Origin of the sequence: Paenibacillus anseongensis, assembly GCF_009757995.1 — a bacterium.
GTDB classification, from domain to species: Bacteria; Bacillota; Bacilli; order Paenibacillales; family NBRC-103111; genus Paenibacillus_E; species Paenibacillus_E chondroitinus.
The window spans coordinates 551,774-567,387 of record NZ_WSEM01000039.1; the positions used below are offsets into that span (position 1 = coordinate 551,774).

18 protein-coding genes are annotated in these 15,614 nt (G+C 49.0%); 5 read left to right on the top strand and 13 right to left on the bottom strand.

Going from position 1 to position 15,614, the window contains the following annotated elements; all coding sequences use genetic code 11:
* Nucleotides 1–108: 108 nt before the first annotated feature.
* The 7 genes from araA to hrpB form a co-directional block, all read right to left on the bottom strand.
* Entirely contained in the window at nt 109–1,596 is a 1,488-nt protein-coding gene (gene araA, locus GON05_RS37780; protein WP_157326588.1) for an L-arabinose isomerase, read from the bottom strand.
* Nucleotides 1,597–1,637: 41 nt separating this feature from the next.
* Nucleotides 1,638–3,317 (bottom strand): ribulokinase, encoded by a 1,680-nt coding sequence (locus GON05_RS37785; protein ID WP_157326589.1) that lies wholly within the window; start codon nt 3,315–3,317, stop codon nt 1,638–1,640.
* Nucleotides 3,318–3,396: 79 nt separating this feature from the next.
* Complete coding sequence (locus GON05_RS37790) at nt 3,397–4,494, bottom strand: GntR family transcriptional regulator (RefSeq protein ID WP_157326590.1); 1,098 nt, start codon at nt 4,492–4,494, stop codon at nt 3,397–3,399.
* 391 nt (nt 4,495–4,885) lie between these two features.
* Nucleotides 4,886–5,527: a class I SAM-dependent methyltransferase gene (locus tag GON05_RS37795; RefSeq protein ID WP_157326591.1), complete on the bottom strand. Its 642-nt coding sequence runs from the start codon at nt 5,525–5,527 to the stop codon at nt 4,886–4,888.
* A 35-nt stretch (nt 5,528–5,562) separates the two neighbouring features.
* Nucleotides 5,563–5,826 (bottom strand): hypothetical protein, encoded by a 264-nt coding sequence (locus GON05_RS37800; protein ID WP_157326592.1) that lies wholly within the window; start codon nt 5,824–5,826, stop codon nt 5,563–5,565.
* Nucleotides 5,819–6,553 (bottom strand): hypothetical protein, encoded by a 735-nt coding sequence (locus GON05_RS37805; RefSeq protein ID WP_157326593.1) that lies wholly within the window; start codon nt 6,551–6,553, stop codon nt 5,819–5,821. The genes GON05_RS37800 and GON05_RS37805 overlap by 8 nt, the downstream gene beginning before the upstream one ends.
* Before the next feature lie 43 nt (nt 6,554–6,596).
* Nucleotides 6,597–9,089 carry an ATP-dependent helicase HrpB gene (gene hrpB / locus GON05_RS37810; RefSeq protein ID WP_157326594.1) on the bottom strand — a complete coding sequence of 831 codons (2,493 nt, stop codon included), beginning with the start codon at nt 9,087–9,089 and terminating at the stop codon, nt 6,597–6,599.
* Between the two features lie 195 nt (nt 9,090–9,284).
* On the opposite strand from hrpB, the gene GON05_RS37815 reads away from it, so the two are divergent.
* Together GON05_RS37815 and GON05_RS37820 are read left to right on the top strand one after the other, a co-directional pair.
* Entirely contained in the window at nt 9,285–9,539 is a 255-nt protein-coding gene (locus GON05_RS37815) for a YpbS family protein (protein WP_157326595.1), read from the top strand.
* A gap of 13 nt (nt 9,540–9,552) precedes the next feature.
* A complete protein-coding gene (locus GON05_RS37820) occupies nt 9,553–9,717 on the top strand; it encodes a hypothetical protein (protein ID WP_157326596.1) in 165 nt (54 codons plus the stop codon).
* 425 nt (nt 9,718–10,142) lie between these two features.
* Here the strand turns inward: GON05_RS37820 and GON05_RS37825 are convergent, their stop codons facing one another.
* Genes GON05_RS37825 through GON05_RS37835 form a run of 3 tightly spaced genes read right to left on the bottom strand, consistent with a single transcriptional unit; the run spans nt 10,143 to nt 11,393 of the window.
* Nucleotides 10,143–10,781 (bottom strand): NUDIX hydrolase, encoded by a 639-nt coding sequence (locus GON05_RS37825; RefSeq protein WP_157326597.1) that lies wholly within the window; start codon nt 10,779–10,781, stop codon nt 10,143–10,145.
* Nucleotides 10,782–10,818: 37 nt separating this feature from the next.
* Nucleotides 10,819–11,073, bottom strand: a complete 255-nt coding sequence (locus GON05_RS37830; RefSeq protein WP_157326598.1) for a DUF2164 domain-containing protein — start codon at nt 11,071–11,073, stop codon at nt 10,819–10,821.
* Between the two features lie 11 nt (nt 11,074–11,084).
* Nucleotides 11,085–11,393, bottom strand: coding sequence for a Dabb family protein (locus GON05_RS37835; RefSeq protein ID WP_127456444.1), 309 nt, complete (start codon nt 11,391–11,393; stop codon nt 11,085–11,087).
* 200 nt (nt 11,394–11,593) lie between these two features.
* On the opposite strand from GON05_RS37835, the gene GON05_RS38980 reads away from it, so the two are divergent.
* From GON05_RS38980 to GON05_RS37845, 3 genes are all read left to right on the top strand, one after another.
* A complete protein-coding gene (locus tag GON05_RS38980; RefSeq protein WP_164819703.1) occupies nt 11,594–11,770 on the top strand; it encodes a hypothetical protein in 177 nt (58 codons plus the stop codon).
* 145 nt (nt 11,771–11,915) lie between these two features.
* Nucleotides 11,916–12,905 carry a YpdA family putative bacillithiol disulfide reductase gene (locus GON05_RS37840; protein ID WP_157326599.1) on the top strand — a complete coding sequence of 330 codons (990 nt, stop codon included), beginning with the start codon at nt 11,916–11,918 and terminating at the stop codon, nt 12,903–12,905.
* Nucleotides 12,906–13,026: 121 nt separating this feature from the next.
* Entirely contained in the window at nt 13,027–13,329 is a 303-nt protein-coding gene (locus tag GON05_RS37845) for a hypothetical protein (protein WP_246239762.1), read from the top strand.
* Between the two features lie 63 nt (nt 13,330–13,392).
* On the opposite strand, the gene GON05_RS37850 is transcribed toward GON05_RS37845, so the two are convergent.
* The 3 genes from GON05_RS37850 to GON05_RS37860 all read right to left on the bottom strand — a co-directional run bounded on the left by GON05_RS37850 (nt 13,393) and on the right by GON05_RS37860 (nt 15,605).
* On the bottom strand, nt 13,393–13,956 hold the full coding sequence (locus tag GON05_RS37850) for a DNA-3-methyladenine glycosylase I (protein ID WP_127456446.1): 564 nt from the start codon (nt 13,954–13,956) through the stop codon (nt 13,393–13,395).
* An 81-nt stretch (nt 13,957–14,037) separates the two neighbouring features.
* Nucleotides 14,038–14,844 carry a TatD family hydrolase gene (locus tag GON05_RS37855; protein WP_157326600.1) on the bottom strand — a complete coding sequence of 269 codons (807 nt, stop codon included), beginning with the start codon at nt 14,842–14,844 and terminating at the stop codon, nt 14,038–14,040.
* Entirely contained in the window at nt 14,841–15,605 is a 765-nt protein-coding gene (locus GON05_RS37860; protein ID WP_157326601.1) for an ABC transporter ATP-binding protein, read from the bottom strand. Before GON05_RS37860 ends, GON05_RS37855 begins: the two co-directional genes overlap by 4 nt.
* Nucleotides 15,606–15,614 lie beyond the last annotated feature (9 nt).

Below are 15,614 nucleotides of genomic sequence, written 5' to 3' on the forward strand. Positions count from 1 at the left end.
TTGCGCCGATATCGACAAAAGTGACTTCTTTTCGATGGAAAAAGAAAACCGTCTTCCCACTAGGGAAGAACGGTCCTCGGTCTTACGTTCAGTTGACAGCTTGCGATCCTAGCGCTTCCAAGCCGCCTCGCCCCAACGTAGTTCGTTACGGAACTGCAGCGTAGATGTATTTTTATTAATAATGACAACTTCAATGCCAGCCAGTTCCGCCCAATCTACCAATTGCTCTGTGCTTACTTCGTAAGAGAAAACCGTGTGATGCGCTCCGCCCGCATAGATCCAAGCTTCTGCGGAATCACGCAGGGACGGCTGCGGTTTCCATAGAACGCGCGCCACTGGCAGCTTAGGCATTGCTTTCATTGGTTGCACGGCATCCACTTCGTTAATTAGCAACCGGAAACGGTTGCCCATATCGATGATTGATGCATTCAGTGCAGGACCGGAAGCTCCGTCGAAAACAAGACGCGCTGGATCCGCTTTCCCGCCGATACCAAGCGGATGAACTTCGATGGTTGGACGTGTCGCTGCGATCGTCGGACAAATTTCCAACATATGTGCGCCGAGTACAAGCTCCGCTCCTGGCTCCATATGATAAGTGTAATCTTCCATGAAGGAAGTCCCTTTATTGCCTGCGATAATCTTCATGACACGCGTGAGCGCTGCTGTTTTCCAGTCGCCTTCGCCGCCGAAGCCATAACCTTGCCCCATCAAACGTTGCACAGCAAGGCCAGGCAGCTGCTTCAGGCCGTGAAGATCCTCAAACGACGTCGTAAACGCCCCGAATCCGCCTTCTTCCAAGAAGCTTTTCATCCCAAGTTCAATACGCGCTTGCTCACGAATAGCCTCACGCACCGGACCTGCTGAGCGACCCTCAGGTGTTATATCATAAACTTCATTGTATTCATCCATTAATTGATCCACTTCCGACTCGGAAATGTCTCTTACGCGCTGAACAAGGTCGCCTACGCCATAACCATTAATCGACCAACCGAATTTAATCTGTGCTTCAACTTTATCCCCTTCGGTTACAGCCACTTCCCGCATGTTATCGCCAAAACGAGCCACCTTCAAGCTGCGTCCTTCAACAAAAGCCGACGCGGTACGCATCCATCCCGCAATTCGGGAGAGGACGGCCGGATCTTCCCAATAACCAACAACCACTTTACGGGAAATCCCCATGCGTGCACCAATAAAACCATACTCGCGATCGCCATGCGCCGCTTGATTGAGGTTCATGAAATCCATATCAATCGTTTCCCACGGGATATCACGATTAAATTGGGTATGTAAGTGTAAGAGCGGCTTGCGGTATTCGGCAAGGCCGGCAATCCACATTTTTGCCGGAGAAAAGGTATGCATCCAAGTAATGATACCTGCACAGTTGTCATCCGCATTGGCATCCAAACATAATCTGCGAATCGCATCTGGCGTGGTCAATACTTGTTTGAAGACAAGCTTGCTAGGAATCGAAGGATCACGATCAATTCCTTCCGTAATCTGCTTTGAATGGTCTTCTACTTGAAGCAATGTCTCAGGTCCGTATAAGTGTTGACTTCCGGTTACAAACCAAAATACTTTTTCTGCTGAAGCTTTCATGGCAATTTGCCTCCTTGGATAATGGAATGGATGAATGTGAATTAGTGCCGCGCTTCCTCACGGATTGCACGAAGACGTTTCATGACATCGTTCTCTCCGCGGCCGAAATAATCGTGCAGCTTGCTGTACTCTTGGTAAAGCTTCTCGTAAACAGCGACATTTTCTGGGATCGGTTTAAACGTATCTTTGCGTACACGCGCCATTTTTTGCGCGGCATCTACGATACTATCGTAACCTCCGTTAGCTGCGCCTGCGGCCACGGCCCCGAACATGGCGGCTCCTAGTGCCGGCGTTTGTTTGGAATCCGCGACTTTAATCTCACGATTCGTTACATCCGCATAAATCTGCATCAGCAAGCGATTTTTTTGCGGAAGTCCGCCGCATGCGTACAATTCCTGTACCTCAACGCCATTATTGTGAAAAGCATCGACAATTTTACGAGTTCCAAAAGCGGTTGCTTCCAGCAGCGATCGATAAACCTCTTCCGGCTTCGTCAAAAGCGAGTAGCCCAGAATAAGGCCATTAAGCTCCGTATCTACCAGCACGGACCGATTGCCATTCCACCAATCCAACGCAAGCAAACCTGTCTCACCTGGTTTGTAAGCGGATGCATGACGCTCCAGCCATTCATGCACATTCGTTCCTTCTTGCTCTGCCGCAGCTTGCACATAAGCAGGCACTCCTTGTTCCACGTACCAAGCAAATATATCCCCTACAGCAGATTGCCCAGCTTCGTAACCTAAATACCCCGGGATGATGCCATCTTCAACAACGCCACACATGCCTTCAACCTCCCGCTCCTCTGTTCCAAGAAGCATATGGCAAATCGAAGTTCCCATCGCCATCACCAGCTTGCCTGGTGTTACAACACCGACACCTGGTACAGCCGCGTGGGCATCTACATTCCCTACTGCAATAGCGATGCCTGGCTGTAAGCCCATTAATTTAGCCATCGATTCCGTTAATTCGCCAGCTTTGGTGCCAAGCGCCACAACCTCGCCTCGAAGCTTAGTCTCAGTGACATTTTCCAGCCGCGGATCCAACGTTTTGAAGAACTCATTGCTCGGAAAGCCTTTCTTCTTATGCCAGATAGCTTTGTAGCCGGCCGTACAGCTGTTACGCACAATATCAGAAGCGCCTGTCATTTGTGAGACAACCCAGTCCGTCGCCTCCAGGAAGCGATCCGTTTGCTCATAAATGTCAGGAGCTTCATTCAATATTTGCCATACCTTCGCGATCATCCATTCGGATGAAATTTTACCGCCATACCGAGGCAGGAAATCTTCACCTCTGCGCTCAGCGATTTCGTTAATCAGGTTCGCTTCGTCTTGAGCGGCATGATGTTTCCACAGTTTCACCCAGCTGTGCGGCTGATTCGCCAGCTCCGGATTGAAGCAAAGCGGCTGGCCTTGCGCATCGACCGGAAGCATCGTGCAGGCTGTAAAGTCGATACCAAGACCGATGATGTCGGCTGGGTCAACACCGGAAGCTTGCACAACAGCAGGTACTGAGCGAGTAAGTACATCCAGATAATCTTGCGGATGCTGAAGCGCCCAGTCATATTCAAGTTTAATGCCGGAAATCGGCAGTTTCTCGTCAATCACATTGTGCGGATAAGGGGTTACATGATCTGCAACCTCTGTGCCATCACTCAAATCGACCAGAACGGCGCGTCCGGATTCCGTTCCATAGTCGACGCCAATTGCATACTTCTTAGACATAGAGAACCTCCTTCGATTTTCCAATCCCTATGTCCAGTATAACACTTGTACGTACAAGTTGGCTAGATGAATTTTCTTCTTATGAAAGGCGGATCGTAGACTCCCTGACCACGAGTTCAGGCTTATAGATTTTGCCTGTCTCTCTTCCCGTTACTCGCTTATTCTCAATCATATCAATTAAAAGCTCAGCAGCATCTGTGCCTAACTCGGTTTTGGGATGCGAAAGTGTCGTTAATTTCACTTCCGTCGCCATCGCCAAAGAAGAGTCGTCAAAACCGACTAACGAGACATCTTGAGGTACTTGAAGCCCTAAGGTACGTACAGCTTCAAGTAAGTGGACAGCCAGCTCATCGTTATAGCAGACGAAAGCCGTTGGACGCTCGTCCTCATGGCCCAGCAGCGAAAGCGCATGCTCATAAGGTTTCTGCCTTTTTTCCTCCGTTGTGTAGTGGATGACAAGCTCCGGCAATAAAGGAACCTGGTAATGGTGATGAGCGCGAATAAATCCCTTCAGGCGATTGACCCCTTGCAAGTCATCTGTCTTAAAAAATCCGGCAATCTTGCGGTGTCCCAGCTCGATCAAATGCTGCGCCGCCTTGAAGCCGCCCTCTTCATCGTCGACAACCAAAGACGGGCAGTTCATCTCCGGATAACGTTCATTAATCATCAAATAAGGAATATGCTGATAGTCCAGCGAAAGATAATAGTTGAGATTCGGGTTGCCTTCCGCACTTTTCGTAGGCTCGATAATCAGCCCGCTTAATGGCTGGCTTAACATCATCGTCAAGCTTTCCTTTTCCTTGTCCTTATCGTTGTCTGTTGACGACAAGACAAGTCTGTAGCCTCTTGCACGTAAAGCTGACTCTGCCCCTCTCACGATATGAGGAAAAATATAATCGGATATATACGTGGTTAGAATGCCGATCGTCTGTACATCACGGCTTTTTTGCGTTTGAGGCGTTGAGACGAAAGTACCTTTTCCCTGCATCCGGTACAGCCAGCCCTCTTGCTCCAATTCGCCAAATGTCTGGCGCACCGTTTGACGGCTCATCTGAAATTGTTCAGCAATTTCGTTCTCTGACGGCATCTGATCGTTCGGTTTCAATCTCCCCGTATGAAGCCAAGTTAATATTTCCTGTTTCAACTGCAAGTATTTCGGCATTTGCTTTTCTTTCATGTTTCGCTTTCACCTCAGGCGTTTGATTCTGAACGTATTATAACACTCGCTTAACTTGTATGTACATATTGGGGAGGGACAGCAACTACCCATAAACTATGTAATGTCCCGGATCGTACTTCAACTCGAATAGAAGGAAAATCTACCGCTAATCTGAGCTGTTCCCGCTGCGTACAGGAAATTAACTGGAAAAACCACATCTAAATCTTCGATAGCAGGCTGGAAACTTCCTCACTTGTTGAAATTAGCAGGAGGAAATCCGGTTACTTAGGATAAAGTAGAAAATACTGCCCAATTAGCAGGAGTAGTCGGCGTTAATTACTGCTGCGCGACCGTCTGCCCTCCCGTCCTCCCCATTACAATGTAAAAATCAAAACAAAAACCCGTGAGATCACGGGTTTACTTGTCTGCGCTTCGCGATGATCGACTGGTAATTGGGCTGCATATCCGGCATCTGGAGCACGTTAAAACGCTCGAGATCGAACACCTCGCTCACTTTCTTCTGAATGTGCTCATCCTCATAAAAAGCAAAAAACCTTTGTGGTCGATACGAATCGTTCTCCCAAATCCCTTCGCTTTCGTACCCGCCATAGAGGCCCAAATAGAAGAAACCGTCAGGCTTCAGCACGCGCTCAACGTTCCTGAGCACTTGCAGAAGGTTATCTTTCGGTACATGCAGCAGCGTGTTCATTGACCAAACCGCATCAAACGAAGCTGGCTGCAAATCCAAAGCGAAGAAATCCATGGCATAAGCTTCGAGCCCTTTTTCACGGCAAATGGCGACCATCTCTTCAGACAAGTCGATGCATACCACTTCGCACCCGTGCTCCCGCAAGTAGTCAGCTTGATGACCCGGACCGCTCCCAAGGTCTAACACACGTTTGCTGCCGCCAGCCTTCTCCAATCTCGCTAGAAAGTCATCCAGTTCACCTATCTTCCAAGACTGCATCGTCTCCCCGTTTCGCTGTCTAGCCTGTTGATCATAACTCGCCTTCAGCACCTGTTTGACCCCAGCATTATTCGATGAATCCAAGCTGTCATCCCCCTTTACGCCTGTGCACAATCCAACTACTTCTCTAAAACTTGAAGTCCCGCATTTACAAGCAAATCAAACCACTCGTCTTCTTCCAAAAGCTCTTCAACCGCTTCAATGTCCTCTTCTTTACCGGATTCACTCAAAAAGTTCAGCGCATAACTCCAATCGTCTTTGCCACGCAAGCTTTGCAGCGTAATTTCATAAGGATGCTCGTGACCTTCTACGCTAAACTGCACATGACCGAGGTACCCTTCCGCTTTGCTGTATTCCATATTTGCTTTTAAAATGTTAAACATCTTCATCTTCCTTTTCTTTTAAATGTTCCTGCTGTTGTGCCAACCACGACCAGATGGATGCAATCGTCGTTTGCAGATTCGTTGCTTCCTGCCATATGTAAGGGTTGTGATCTCTAAAATAATCCGCATGCCCGCCAATCATTGGCAAAGTTTTCATGTGAATAGGCGCATGCTTCAAACGATGCCAACGTAATATGCCAAAACGTGATTTGATCCAACCACCCCAGGTACCCAGCCGCGGAATTGGGTCTATTTTTTGGTCCATTTGATTGACCCCATTGATATATAATACGCGATCCTTCAATTCAGGAGAAATCGCACATTTCGGCGATCCGATTTGGATCACACCAAGAACCGGGAGTCCTTCTTTCATCAAGGCTCCTGCCGCTTGAATAGAAGCAACGGCACCTGCACTGTGCCCGATAAAAAGCAAAGTTTGACTAGGGTTCCACTGGTCGGTGACTAACTTGGCCAGGCTTTTGCCGCCATATCTCGAAGGCTTCCGGTGGGCATTATTCCACATATCACTTGTTATTTCACGAAGCTGCTTTTGCCGCTGCCGACTCCAATCTCCATACGGAAAATGTATCACAACGCGGGCACGTTTACCCGCCTCTTCAAAGCGAGCCGCCAGCGCTGCGCCAAAGCGATCCAAAAAATCCGGCGCCGTAGCAAAGCCGGCCGTTATATAGATGACGATTTCCTCCGATTCGGAGTGAACGGTCATAGATCATTCAGTTCCCTTCACGGCACCCTTTGTGCCAAATAAGTCAAACGCGCGGTTTCGCTCGATTCGTCGGCATTGCTGCCATCGGATCGTCCGGCCAATAATGCTTGGGATAGCGGCCTTTGAGATCTTTTTTGACCTCGAAATAAGCCTCGCGCCAGAAGCTCGCCAAATCCTTCGTCACCTGAACGGGACGCTGTGCCGGCGATAATAAATGCAGGGTAAGCGGCACACGCCCTTTGGCAATTCGCGGGGTATCCGACAACCCGAACATCTCTTGCAGACGAACAGATAACGTCGGCGATTCTGTCACGCTGTAATCTACGGGGATGCGCGAACCGCTTGGCACTTGAATATGCGTTGGCGCCCACTCATCCAACCAACGTCGCTGCTCCCATGTTAGCATTTCCTCTAATATATTTGTCAAGTTAAGCCGTCCAAGGGCACCTTTACTTGTCATTCCAAATAAATGCGGAGCTAACCAGTCTTCCAATGTTTCGAGCAGCGCGGCTTCACGCATATCCGGCCATTCGCCTGCATGATGATGATGCAGAAAAACAACTCGCTCCTGTAGCTGGCGCGCACTGCGACTCCAAGACAGAAGCTCCAGCGATTCAGCCCGAATGCCGGCAATCAAAGCTTGCACGAGCAGCTCCGGATCAGGCTCCTGCAAGGGCTTCTCTTTCAGTATAATCGCGCCTAGCCGTAGGCGCTGTCTGGCTCTGACTGCGCCAGCCGCAGCATCCCACAGCACTTCCTGTTCCTCCAGGAGGCGATCGCCAAAAGCTTGCAGCAGATCTTCCTCCTGTACAGGGGCAGCTAGAAAAATTCGGCTTTCCGCTCCGTTGTCATCCAACTCGGCCGCGACAAGATAACGTGCGTTCGAGAGCTCCTGCAGCTCAGGCAGCACGGCGCCACGCCCGCTGCTGAGCAAGAACCGCCCTGCCGATCGCCGCTGCGCGACGCGATCGGGGTAGGCGAAGGCGAGCAGCAGGCCGCTCGCCGATGCCCGCTGCTCGCTCGGCCGCAAGCCGAGCGACTGCATCAGCCCTTTGGCCTCCGCCGTAATCCGGCGGCATAGGCCAAAGTCCACGTCCGCGCGCTGCTCGCCCTGCGCAGCGCGCCAAAGCACTTCGATGCGGGTGCGCACATCCGCATCACGGCCCCGAGCGCCCGCCAGAATGTCGCGCTCGCTCAGCATGACCGCGAGCTCGCACGCCAGCGCGCCGAGCTCGAGCGGTATGGCTTGCAGCACCATGTGCGCAAGCCGCGGATGCAGGCCTAACGCCGCCACACGCTTCCCGTGCGGTGTTAGGCCGCCGTCCTCGTGCAGTGCGCCGAGCTGCACGAGCAGTTCCCGCGCCTGCTGATAAGCAGCAGCAGGCGGCATGTCCAGCCAGACCAGCTCCGCTGGGTCTGTCACGCCCCAGGCGGCCAGCTCGAGCGCAAGCGGCGCCAGATCCGCTTCGCGGATCTCTGGCGTGGAGCTTGGCGCTAGCTGCCGCTGCTCGGTCTCGGTCCACAGGCGGTAGCACACGCCTGGACCGAGACGGCCGGCCCGGCCTCTGCGCTGATCGGCAGAGGCTGCAGACACAGGCACCGTCGTCAGGCGAGTCATGCCGGTGCGCGGTGAAAAACGCGGCACCCGCATGAGGCCGCTGTCGATTACAACCGTGACGCCTTCGACGGTCAAAGAGGTCTCGGCGATCGAGGTCGCGAGCACGACCTTGCGGTGCCCTGGCAGCTGGCATGGCGCCAAGGCCCGATCCTGCGCTTCCTGCGCCAGATTCCCGTAAAGAGGTGCGATTTCCACCTCTTTTCCAAGCTCCAGCGCCGCCAAGCTGCCTGCCACTCGGTGGATTTCCGCTGCGCCGGGAAGAAAAACGAGCAGGCTGCCTTCGTTTGTTTGTAAGGCTTGGCGAATGCTTTTCACCACCGTGGCTTCTAGTTTTTCCTCTTGTTTCGCATTCAAGTAATGCGTAGCCACGGGATAAGCGCGCCCTTCACTTTGAATAATCGGAGCCTGATCCAGCATGTCCGCTACAGGCTCAGCTTCAATTGTCGCAGACATGATGAGAATTCGCAGGTCTTCCCTCAGAAGCGTTTGCGATTGTCGGCTGAGCGCCAAGCCCAAGTCTGCATGAAGGCTTCGCTCATGGAACTCATCAAAAATAACAATCCCCACCCCCTCCAGGGCAGGGTCCGTTTGAAGCATACGGGTAAGAACTCCCTCCGTGATGACTTCAATCCGTGTGTTGGGTCCGACACAGGTATCATTTTTTACGCGATATCCAACGGTCTGTCCAACAGCTTCGCCCAGAAGTCGCGACATATAACGCGCCGCAGCGCGGGCTGCCAATCTCCTAGGCTCCAGCATTAATATCTTCTGGTTATGCAGCCATGTTTCTTGCAGAAGGGCTATCGGCACTTGCGTAGTTTTCCCCGCACCCGGCTGAGCGACCAGCACAGCACATGCATGGGTTCGCAATGCTTCTTTCAATTGCGGGAGAACCGACTCAATCGGTAATGTGTTCATTTCTTTCACTCCGAGCTGTCAATAAGTCTTATTATCGATTGATCTATACCCTTTGATAGGTTTTCAGGTCCTCCACTCCGAAATATCCGAATATTTGTCGATTATTATTCGGAATTCCGCTTGTAAAAACTGTTCCTGACCCACTCAATCGTGTATACTGAAGGAATATCTGGTCACGAAAAGGAGTACTTGAAGATGAATGTACACGAAGCGATAACCAAACATTCGAATGCACAGCATCTGCACCTCGTGCGTTTTGCAGAACTGGACGCGCAGCGCGAGAGTGCGATTGAAGCAGCAGTTGAACTGTGCAAAAGCGGACAGCCGTTTTCCGTTGATGCGATCAATGCGGTTACGGCTCAAATCATCGCCCACGCCAAAGAAGGTATTTCTCCTCTACGTTCTTATGTAACCGAGGACATGGTACGCGATTACGTAAACAAAGGGTAGGAGATAAAAATCAATGGGTATTCTAACATTTGTAGCCATGCTGGTCATAGGATCGGCCTTTAGCGCCGGATTCTTGCTTTTGTTTAAACGTAAAATTGCGCTTGGAATTGTTTGTTTCGGACTCTCCATCGCAGGTTATATCGTTTACTCCTACATAGCGACTAAATACTTCGTCTAACATGCTTTGGAGAACCGGTCGGCTTAGCCGATCGGTTCTTTTTCAACTTAAGCGAAGCTTATTTATAAATTTAGCTGTGTTCAGCACTCGCCCCATCAAATTATCTGCTATAGCTCGAGCGGTTCCTCACTTGCACTGGGAACTACAGGGCGCTATTTCATCGCAATAGGCTCTTTTTCGCGCGAAGAGGAACTGTGGGCCGCTATTTGTCCGTTTTCTTCAAGAAAACGGGACTTGGTGTTCAAATAAGGCCCTGTAGTTCCGCTTGAACGCGGAAACGGGCAGATTTTACTAGAATAAAGCCCTGTAGTTCCTCAAGCATATATCGCTCACTAGTATGAGATTCCCCTCTACGCCAAGTCTCGCAGTAAGGCTGAATTTTTAGCTGTGCTGGGTGTTCTCCACCGGCGCTATTGCATTCTTTTTCACACGAACAAAGCATGCTTCCTTAGCGTTTGAAAAACCAGATCATAATAAGCAGCTGGATGCGGGACCAAATCATTCAGAGACACGAGCAAACTCGTTTCTTCCAGCTGTCCGTTTCCTCCTGTTCGATAGCCCTCTGCCTTCAACTCTTCGATTTCTCCATGCACCAAACGCTCTAACCCCGCTGCACTCACTTTAAATAAACCCGTTACCTCATCTGCCTGTAAAACATATTTGTCCAGAGATTGATCGCAGCGGTAAATAAAAACATGGCAAAACTCACGATCGATAAGATGATCAGACATCAGATCTTCTTCTGCAAAAAGTCCACATGGTACCAGCTCATTGAAATCCACGCTCAATCCCAGCTCTTCCTTCATCTCGCGCGCGCCATCTTGAACGGTTTCCCCCGCTGCCAGATGTCCGGCACAGGAGATGTCGAGCAGATTCGGAAACAAATCCTTATCTGGATGTCTTAACTGAAGCAAAAGCGCAGGCTCTTCGCTTTCCAGACTTACAATCCAGCATTGAAAAGTAGCATGCCATAAACCTTTCGCATGAACCTCAGAGCGTGGCGCTTGTCCAAGCCAATTCATTTTCTCATCATAAATATCAAACATTTCTTCGGACTTATTCAACGTGCTCTGTTCCTCCTCAAACCAACCTGACAACTAGCTATCTTCGCGTTTTTTTGGAGATTTTCATCGCGTACAGATCTTCTTCCAAGACGCTCATTCTATCCATTAACGTTTTGCTGGCATCTTCGATCGCCTGATTATAAATAGGCGCCGCCAATTGTTGGATCATATAGTCCAACAGTTGTTCCGCCGCTAAATTCCCCATCGTAACACCATGATCGTTTTCCATATGCTCCTGCAAGTCATTGATCAATATATCTTTCTCTTCCTTCGGTAATTTCAACGGTTTCATCTTGAAGCTCCTTATTCGTATACAGTTAAATCAATTTCTTGAAAACGGCTGACTTCATTTACCCAACGCTCTGCAACATATTTCGTATGTACGGGATGAACATTATACGCGTCGTAAGCCGCTTGATCCGCAAAAACCATGGAAAATCCGAAATCATAATCCGTTTTGGCACTCACCTGACGAAATACTTCAAATTGCTCGACCCCAGGTATGGCCGCAAGCTCTTGCGCGCTTCCTCTGAGAAACTGCTCAGCTTCAGGAGTGTCCTTGCCAACTTGCAAATTAAAAACAACCATATGTTTAATACGCTTTGAATTCATCGTCTCATGTCTCCTTTTTTATCCAACTTCATTTATTATAGCGGATTTTGCTGGTGTGAACTACACAACCTCAAGATCAGCCTTCATGCACAGCTCTAAAGAGATTTTTCGCTTCCCTTCCTTATTATGGAGAATAAAATAGTCCCCAAGTGTACACGTTAAGGCTGAACGTTAATCTGACGCAGAAAGGATGGCCAACGATGGAAAACAAAAAACATACAGGCAACTACAAAGGAACAACGAATATGAATGCCAAAAATCAAGACATGGAGTTCGTGAATGACACGTTAGAAAATGCACCTAGTATCACCCCCGTCAATTTAGCTAAAGACGATATTAGCGAAAGCGATGAGGGCCATCAATTAAATCAGAAATAATTCAGGCAACGTAGATGAAGGGCAGATTGCTTTCCGAAACTTAATCGGGTTGCTCTCTGCTCTATTTTTGCTTGCCAAACTTGGCATCCTCTTCAGCTTACGCTACTATAGGATGAGGGAAATGCTAAGAGGAGGTTGTCATACTTTGGAACAGGTTATCGTCGTAGGGGCAGGGCCTTGCGGATTGTCCGCCGCTGTCGCTTTGCAGCGTGAAGGGCTTTCCCCCTTATTGATAGAAAAAAGCTGCATTGTGAACGCAATTTATTTGTATCCTACGTATTTACAGTTTTTCAGCACACCGGAGCTGCTCGAGATTGGCGGCTACCCTTTCTCCACCCCTCATGAAAAGCCATATCGCCAAGAAGCACTGGTTTACTATAGAGAGGTCGCCAGAAGAGAGCAGCTTCGCATTAATTCCTATGAGGAAGTTGTTTCTATTGAACCAATAGAGACAGGATTTTGCGTCCATACCGCCGATCAATTTGGCAAAAAGAAAGTCTATACAGCTAAGAAAGTTATTGTAGCTACCGGTTATTTTGATCATCCGAATATGCTTGGAATCCCTGGAGAGGATCTGCCGAAAACGACGCACTATTATAAGGAGGCTCATCCTTATTCCGGCGCCAAGGTAGCCATCATTGGGGGGAACAACTCCGCTGTCGATGCCGCTATGGATTTGCTCCGCGTAGGCGCTGAAGTCACGGTTATTTATCGAGGGAGCCATTTCTCAGCCAGTATTAAACCATGGGTACGCCCTCTTTTTGAAAGCAGTGTGAACAAAGGCCGAATCCAGATGTGGTTTGACTCCCAGGTTGAACAGATTGATGAACATTCCATCTTGGTGCGAAAAGAAAGCGAACGAGTCACCTTGGATAATGACTTCGTGTTGGCCCTAACCGGCTTCCGACCTGATCGCGAACTGCTGATTTCGCTCGGCGTCGGTTTTCATGAAGAGACGAATGCTCCGATTGTTAATCCCGAAACGATGGAGACGAGCATCCCGGGGTTGTATGTGGCGGGTGTCGTGGCTTCCTCCAAATATGATGCGAACGAAATTTTCATTGAATCAGGCCGGCTGCATGGTTTAGCGATTACCAAACATATCATGTCCACAATTACCCTTCAATCTAGCTGATTGAAGGGTTTTTTCTATGAAAATATTTCCTGTTTTTCATAGATCCCTCTTCCAATACGAACATTTGTTTGATATAATAAAAACAAGAACAAATGTTCCATTTAGATGAGGAGGTAGTTACATGATGAACGCCAGTCACAATTTCCGGTTTATTGAGAGAGATTATTGGTACAATAAGGCATTGTGTGACACTGACCATCTTCTCCCTGGACAGATTGACGCCATGCTGGATGAAGCACACACACACTATGCCGATTATACGTTCAAGTTCTATGACGACGGCTCCGTGATTATCATAGACAACGACACGAATAACCGAATCAAGCCAAGAGAATTAACTGGCGCAGTTTACGATTTTTACATTCGTAAGCGGATCTATTTAATCAAATATAATTTGATGGAGAAGCAACTCCAATATGCCTGAGTGAAAGCACACAAAAGGCCATCTGCTAGGGACATTCATCCTTAACCGATGGCCTTCACTTTTTTAATTCACGCCGTGATAACGGAAGCACTTTTGGTTATGATCGTTCACCATGCCAACGGCTTGCATATACGCGTAGCAAATCGTTGAACCTACGAACTTGAAACCACGTTTTTTCAAATCCTTGCTCATGGCATCTGAAATCTCCGATGTCGCCGGCACATGACTCATATCCGTCCAGTGATTCATGATCGGTTGACCGCCAACAAATCCCCATATATATCGGTCGAAAGACCCGAATTCTTGCTGCACTTTCAGATAAGCTTTGGCATTCTGGACGACAGCTGCGATTTTCAATCGATTGCGTACGATCCCGGGATGCAGCAGAAGCTCTGCCAGTTTCTTATCGTCATACTGCGTGATGATTTCCGGATCAAATCCATCAAATGCTTCGCGATAACCTTCCCGCTTTTTCAATATGGTATACCAGCTTAATCCAGCTTGTGCTCCTTCCAGATTCAGCATCTCAAATAATTTGCGATCATCATGGACTGGAACTCCCCATTCATGATCATGGTAATTGACATATAACGGATCCTCATTGACCCAAGAGCATCTGACCGTCATTTTATACACTCACCTCATCTAGATATCGAACATTTGTTCCCTTTTATTATAGAACCAATGCGAACAGATGTCCAGTTTCAATTAACCAAGGGTAAACAGGTTATAAAATAGTTTCGTATTGTGCAGAATCTTCTCTGCAACGATGTCTGACTCCACAGCATGCAGAAGCGAAATTTGCTCAATGACTTTGTGAATCATTCGAGGATGTGTCATCTGCCCCGCGAAGATTCCTTCGAACGGCCATGGTCCGTCTGTTTCGACCATAAGCAGCTCAAGCGGATAATTTCGAACGAGCTCACGAATTTCTTCTTCATAGAGAACATCCGGCGTGATGGAAATATAATATCCGGCTTGAATCATACGTTGAACGGTCTGAGGCGACCCTTTAAACCAATGAAAATGCGCCTTTGAGATCCCATGCTTCTCAAGAAGATCGCACACGATATCGGCATCTTCATAGACCGCATGCAGGACGACAGGTTTTTCTAACTTTGCTGCCAGCTCCAAGAATCGCTCAAACAGTTGAACATAAGGGGTATAATCAAGTTGTTCCCCCCTCTCTTCCGCTTCGAGCCTCCGATAGTACGGCAAGCCGATCTCTCCCACTGCGACCATAGCACTTGCACGCTCACTTATCCATTTTAACAACTCCTGGAGATCAGCTTCATGTGGGATCTCTTGCTCGGGATGAAAACCATACGCCGCATAAACCTGGTTTGGTGCTTGCAGGCTCAGCCGCTCCGTTGCCAAACAAGATGCCAAATGTCTGGAAACGGCAATCAGCGCCTCGACTTGCGATTGATCCAGCTCTGACACGATCTTCTGAGCTTCTGTTTCTGAATACATATCAAGATGTATATGTGCATCAATGGCATTGTTATTATTCATGATAAGATCTCCTGACGCAGTAGGCCTTGAATCTGTTGGCGGAGCTCGTGAAATTTCGGGTCCATCATTACTTTTTCATGTCGTGGCCGTTCAAATGGCACAACAAATTGTTCGAGTACTTGTGCAGGTTTGCTCGAGAGAACATAAATGCGATCCGAGAGGAATATCGCCTCTTCAATGCTATGTGTCACAAACAGAATGGACCGTTTGTTTTGCTCCCATATGTTTAGCAGCCAAGACTGCATCGCTTGCCGTGTTAGTGCGTCCAAGGAGCCGAACGGCTCATCGAGGCACATGACCTCTTGGGGGCTCAAAAGTGCCCGCAGGAATGAAACGCGCTGCTGCATACCACCTGACAACACATGCGGCAGCTCGTGCTCATAGCCCCCTAATCCAACCTTAGGCAGCCATTCTCTTGCTTTGTCCAAGGCATCAGCACGCGATACCCCTGCAACCTCCTGCGCGAGCGCAACATTCGCTTCAATTGAGCGCCATGGGAATAACGCCGACTGCTGCGGCATATAGCTGATAAGCCCCTTGCTTCCAGTCACGTTGGAGCCATCCAGCCAAACCTCTCCTGAGGAAGGAGCAATGAGCCCGCCAATGATGTGGAACAGCGTGCTTTTCCCGCTTCCGGATGGCCCGATGATGGAAACGAACTCTCCCTCTTTGACATGCAGTGAGATATCAGATAGCACGGGGACCTGCTGTTTTTTGCCAGTGAACGTGTGATGGATCCCTTTCAGTTCTAATTTGCTCAAGTTCCTTTC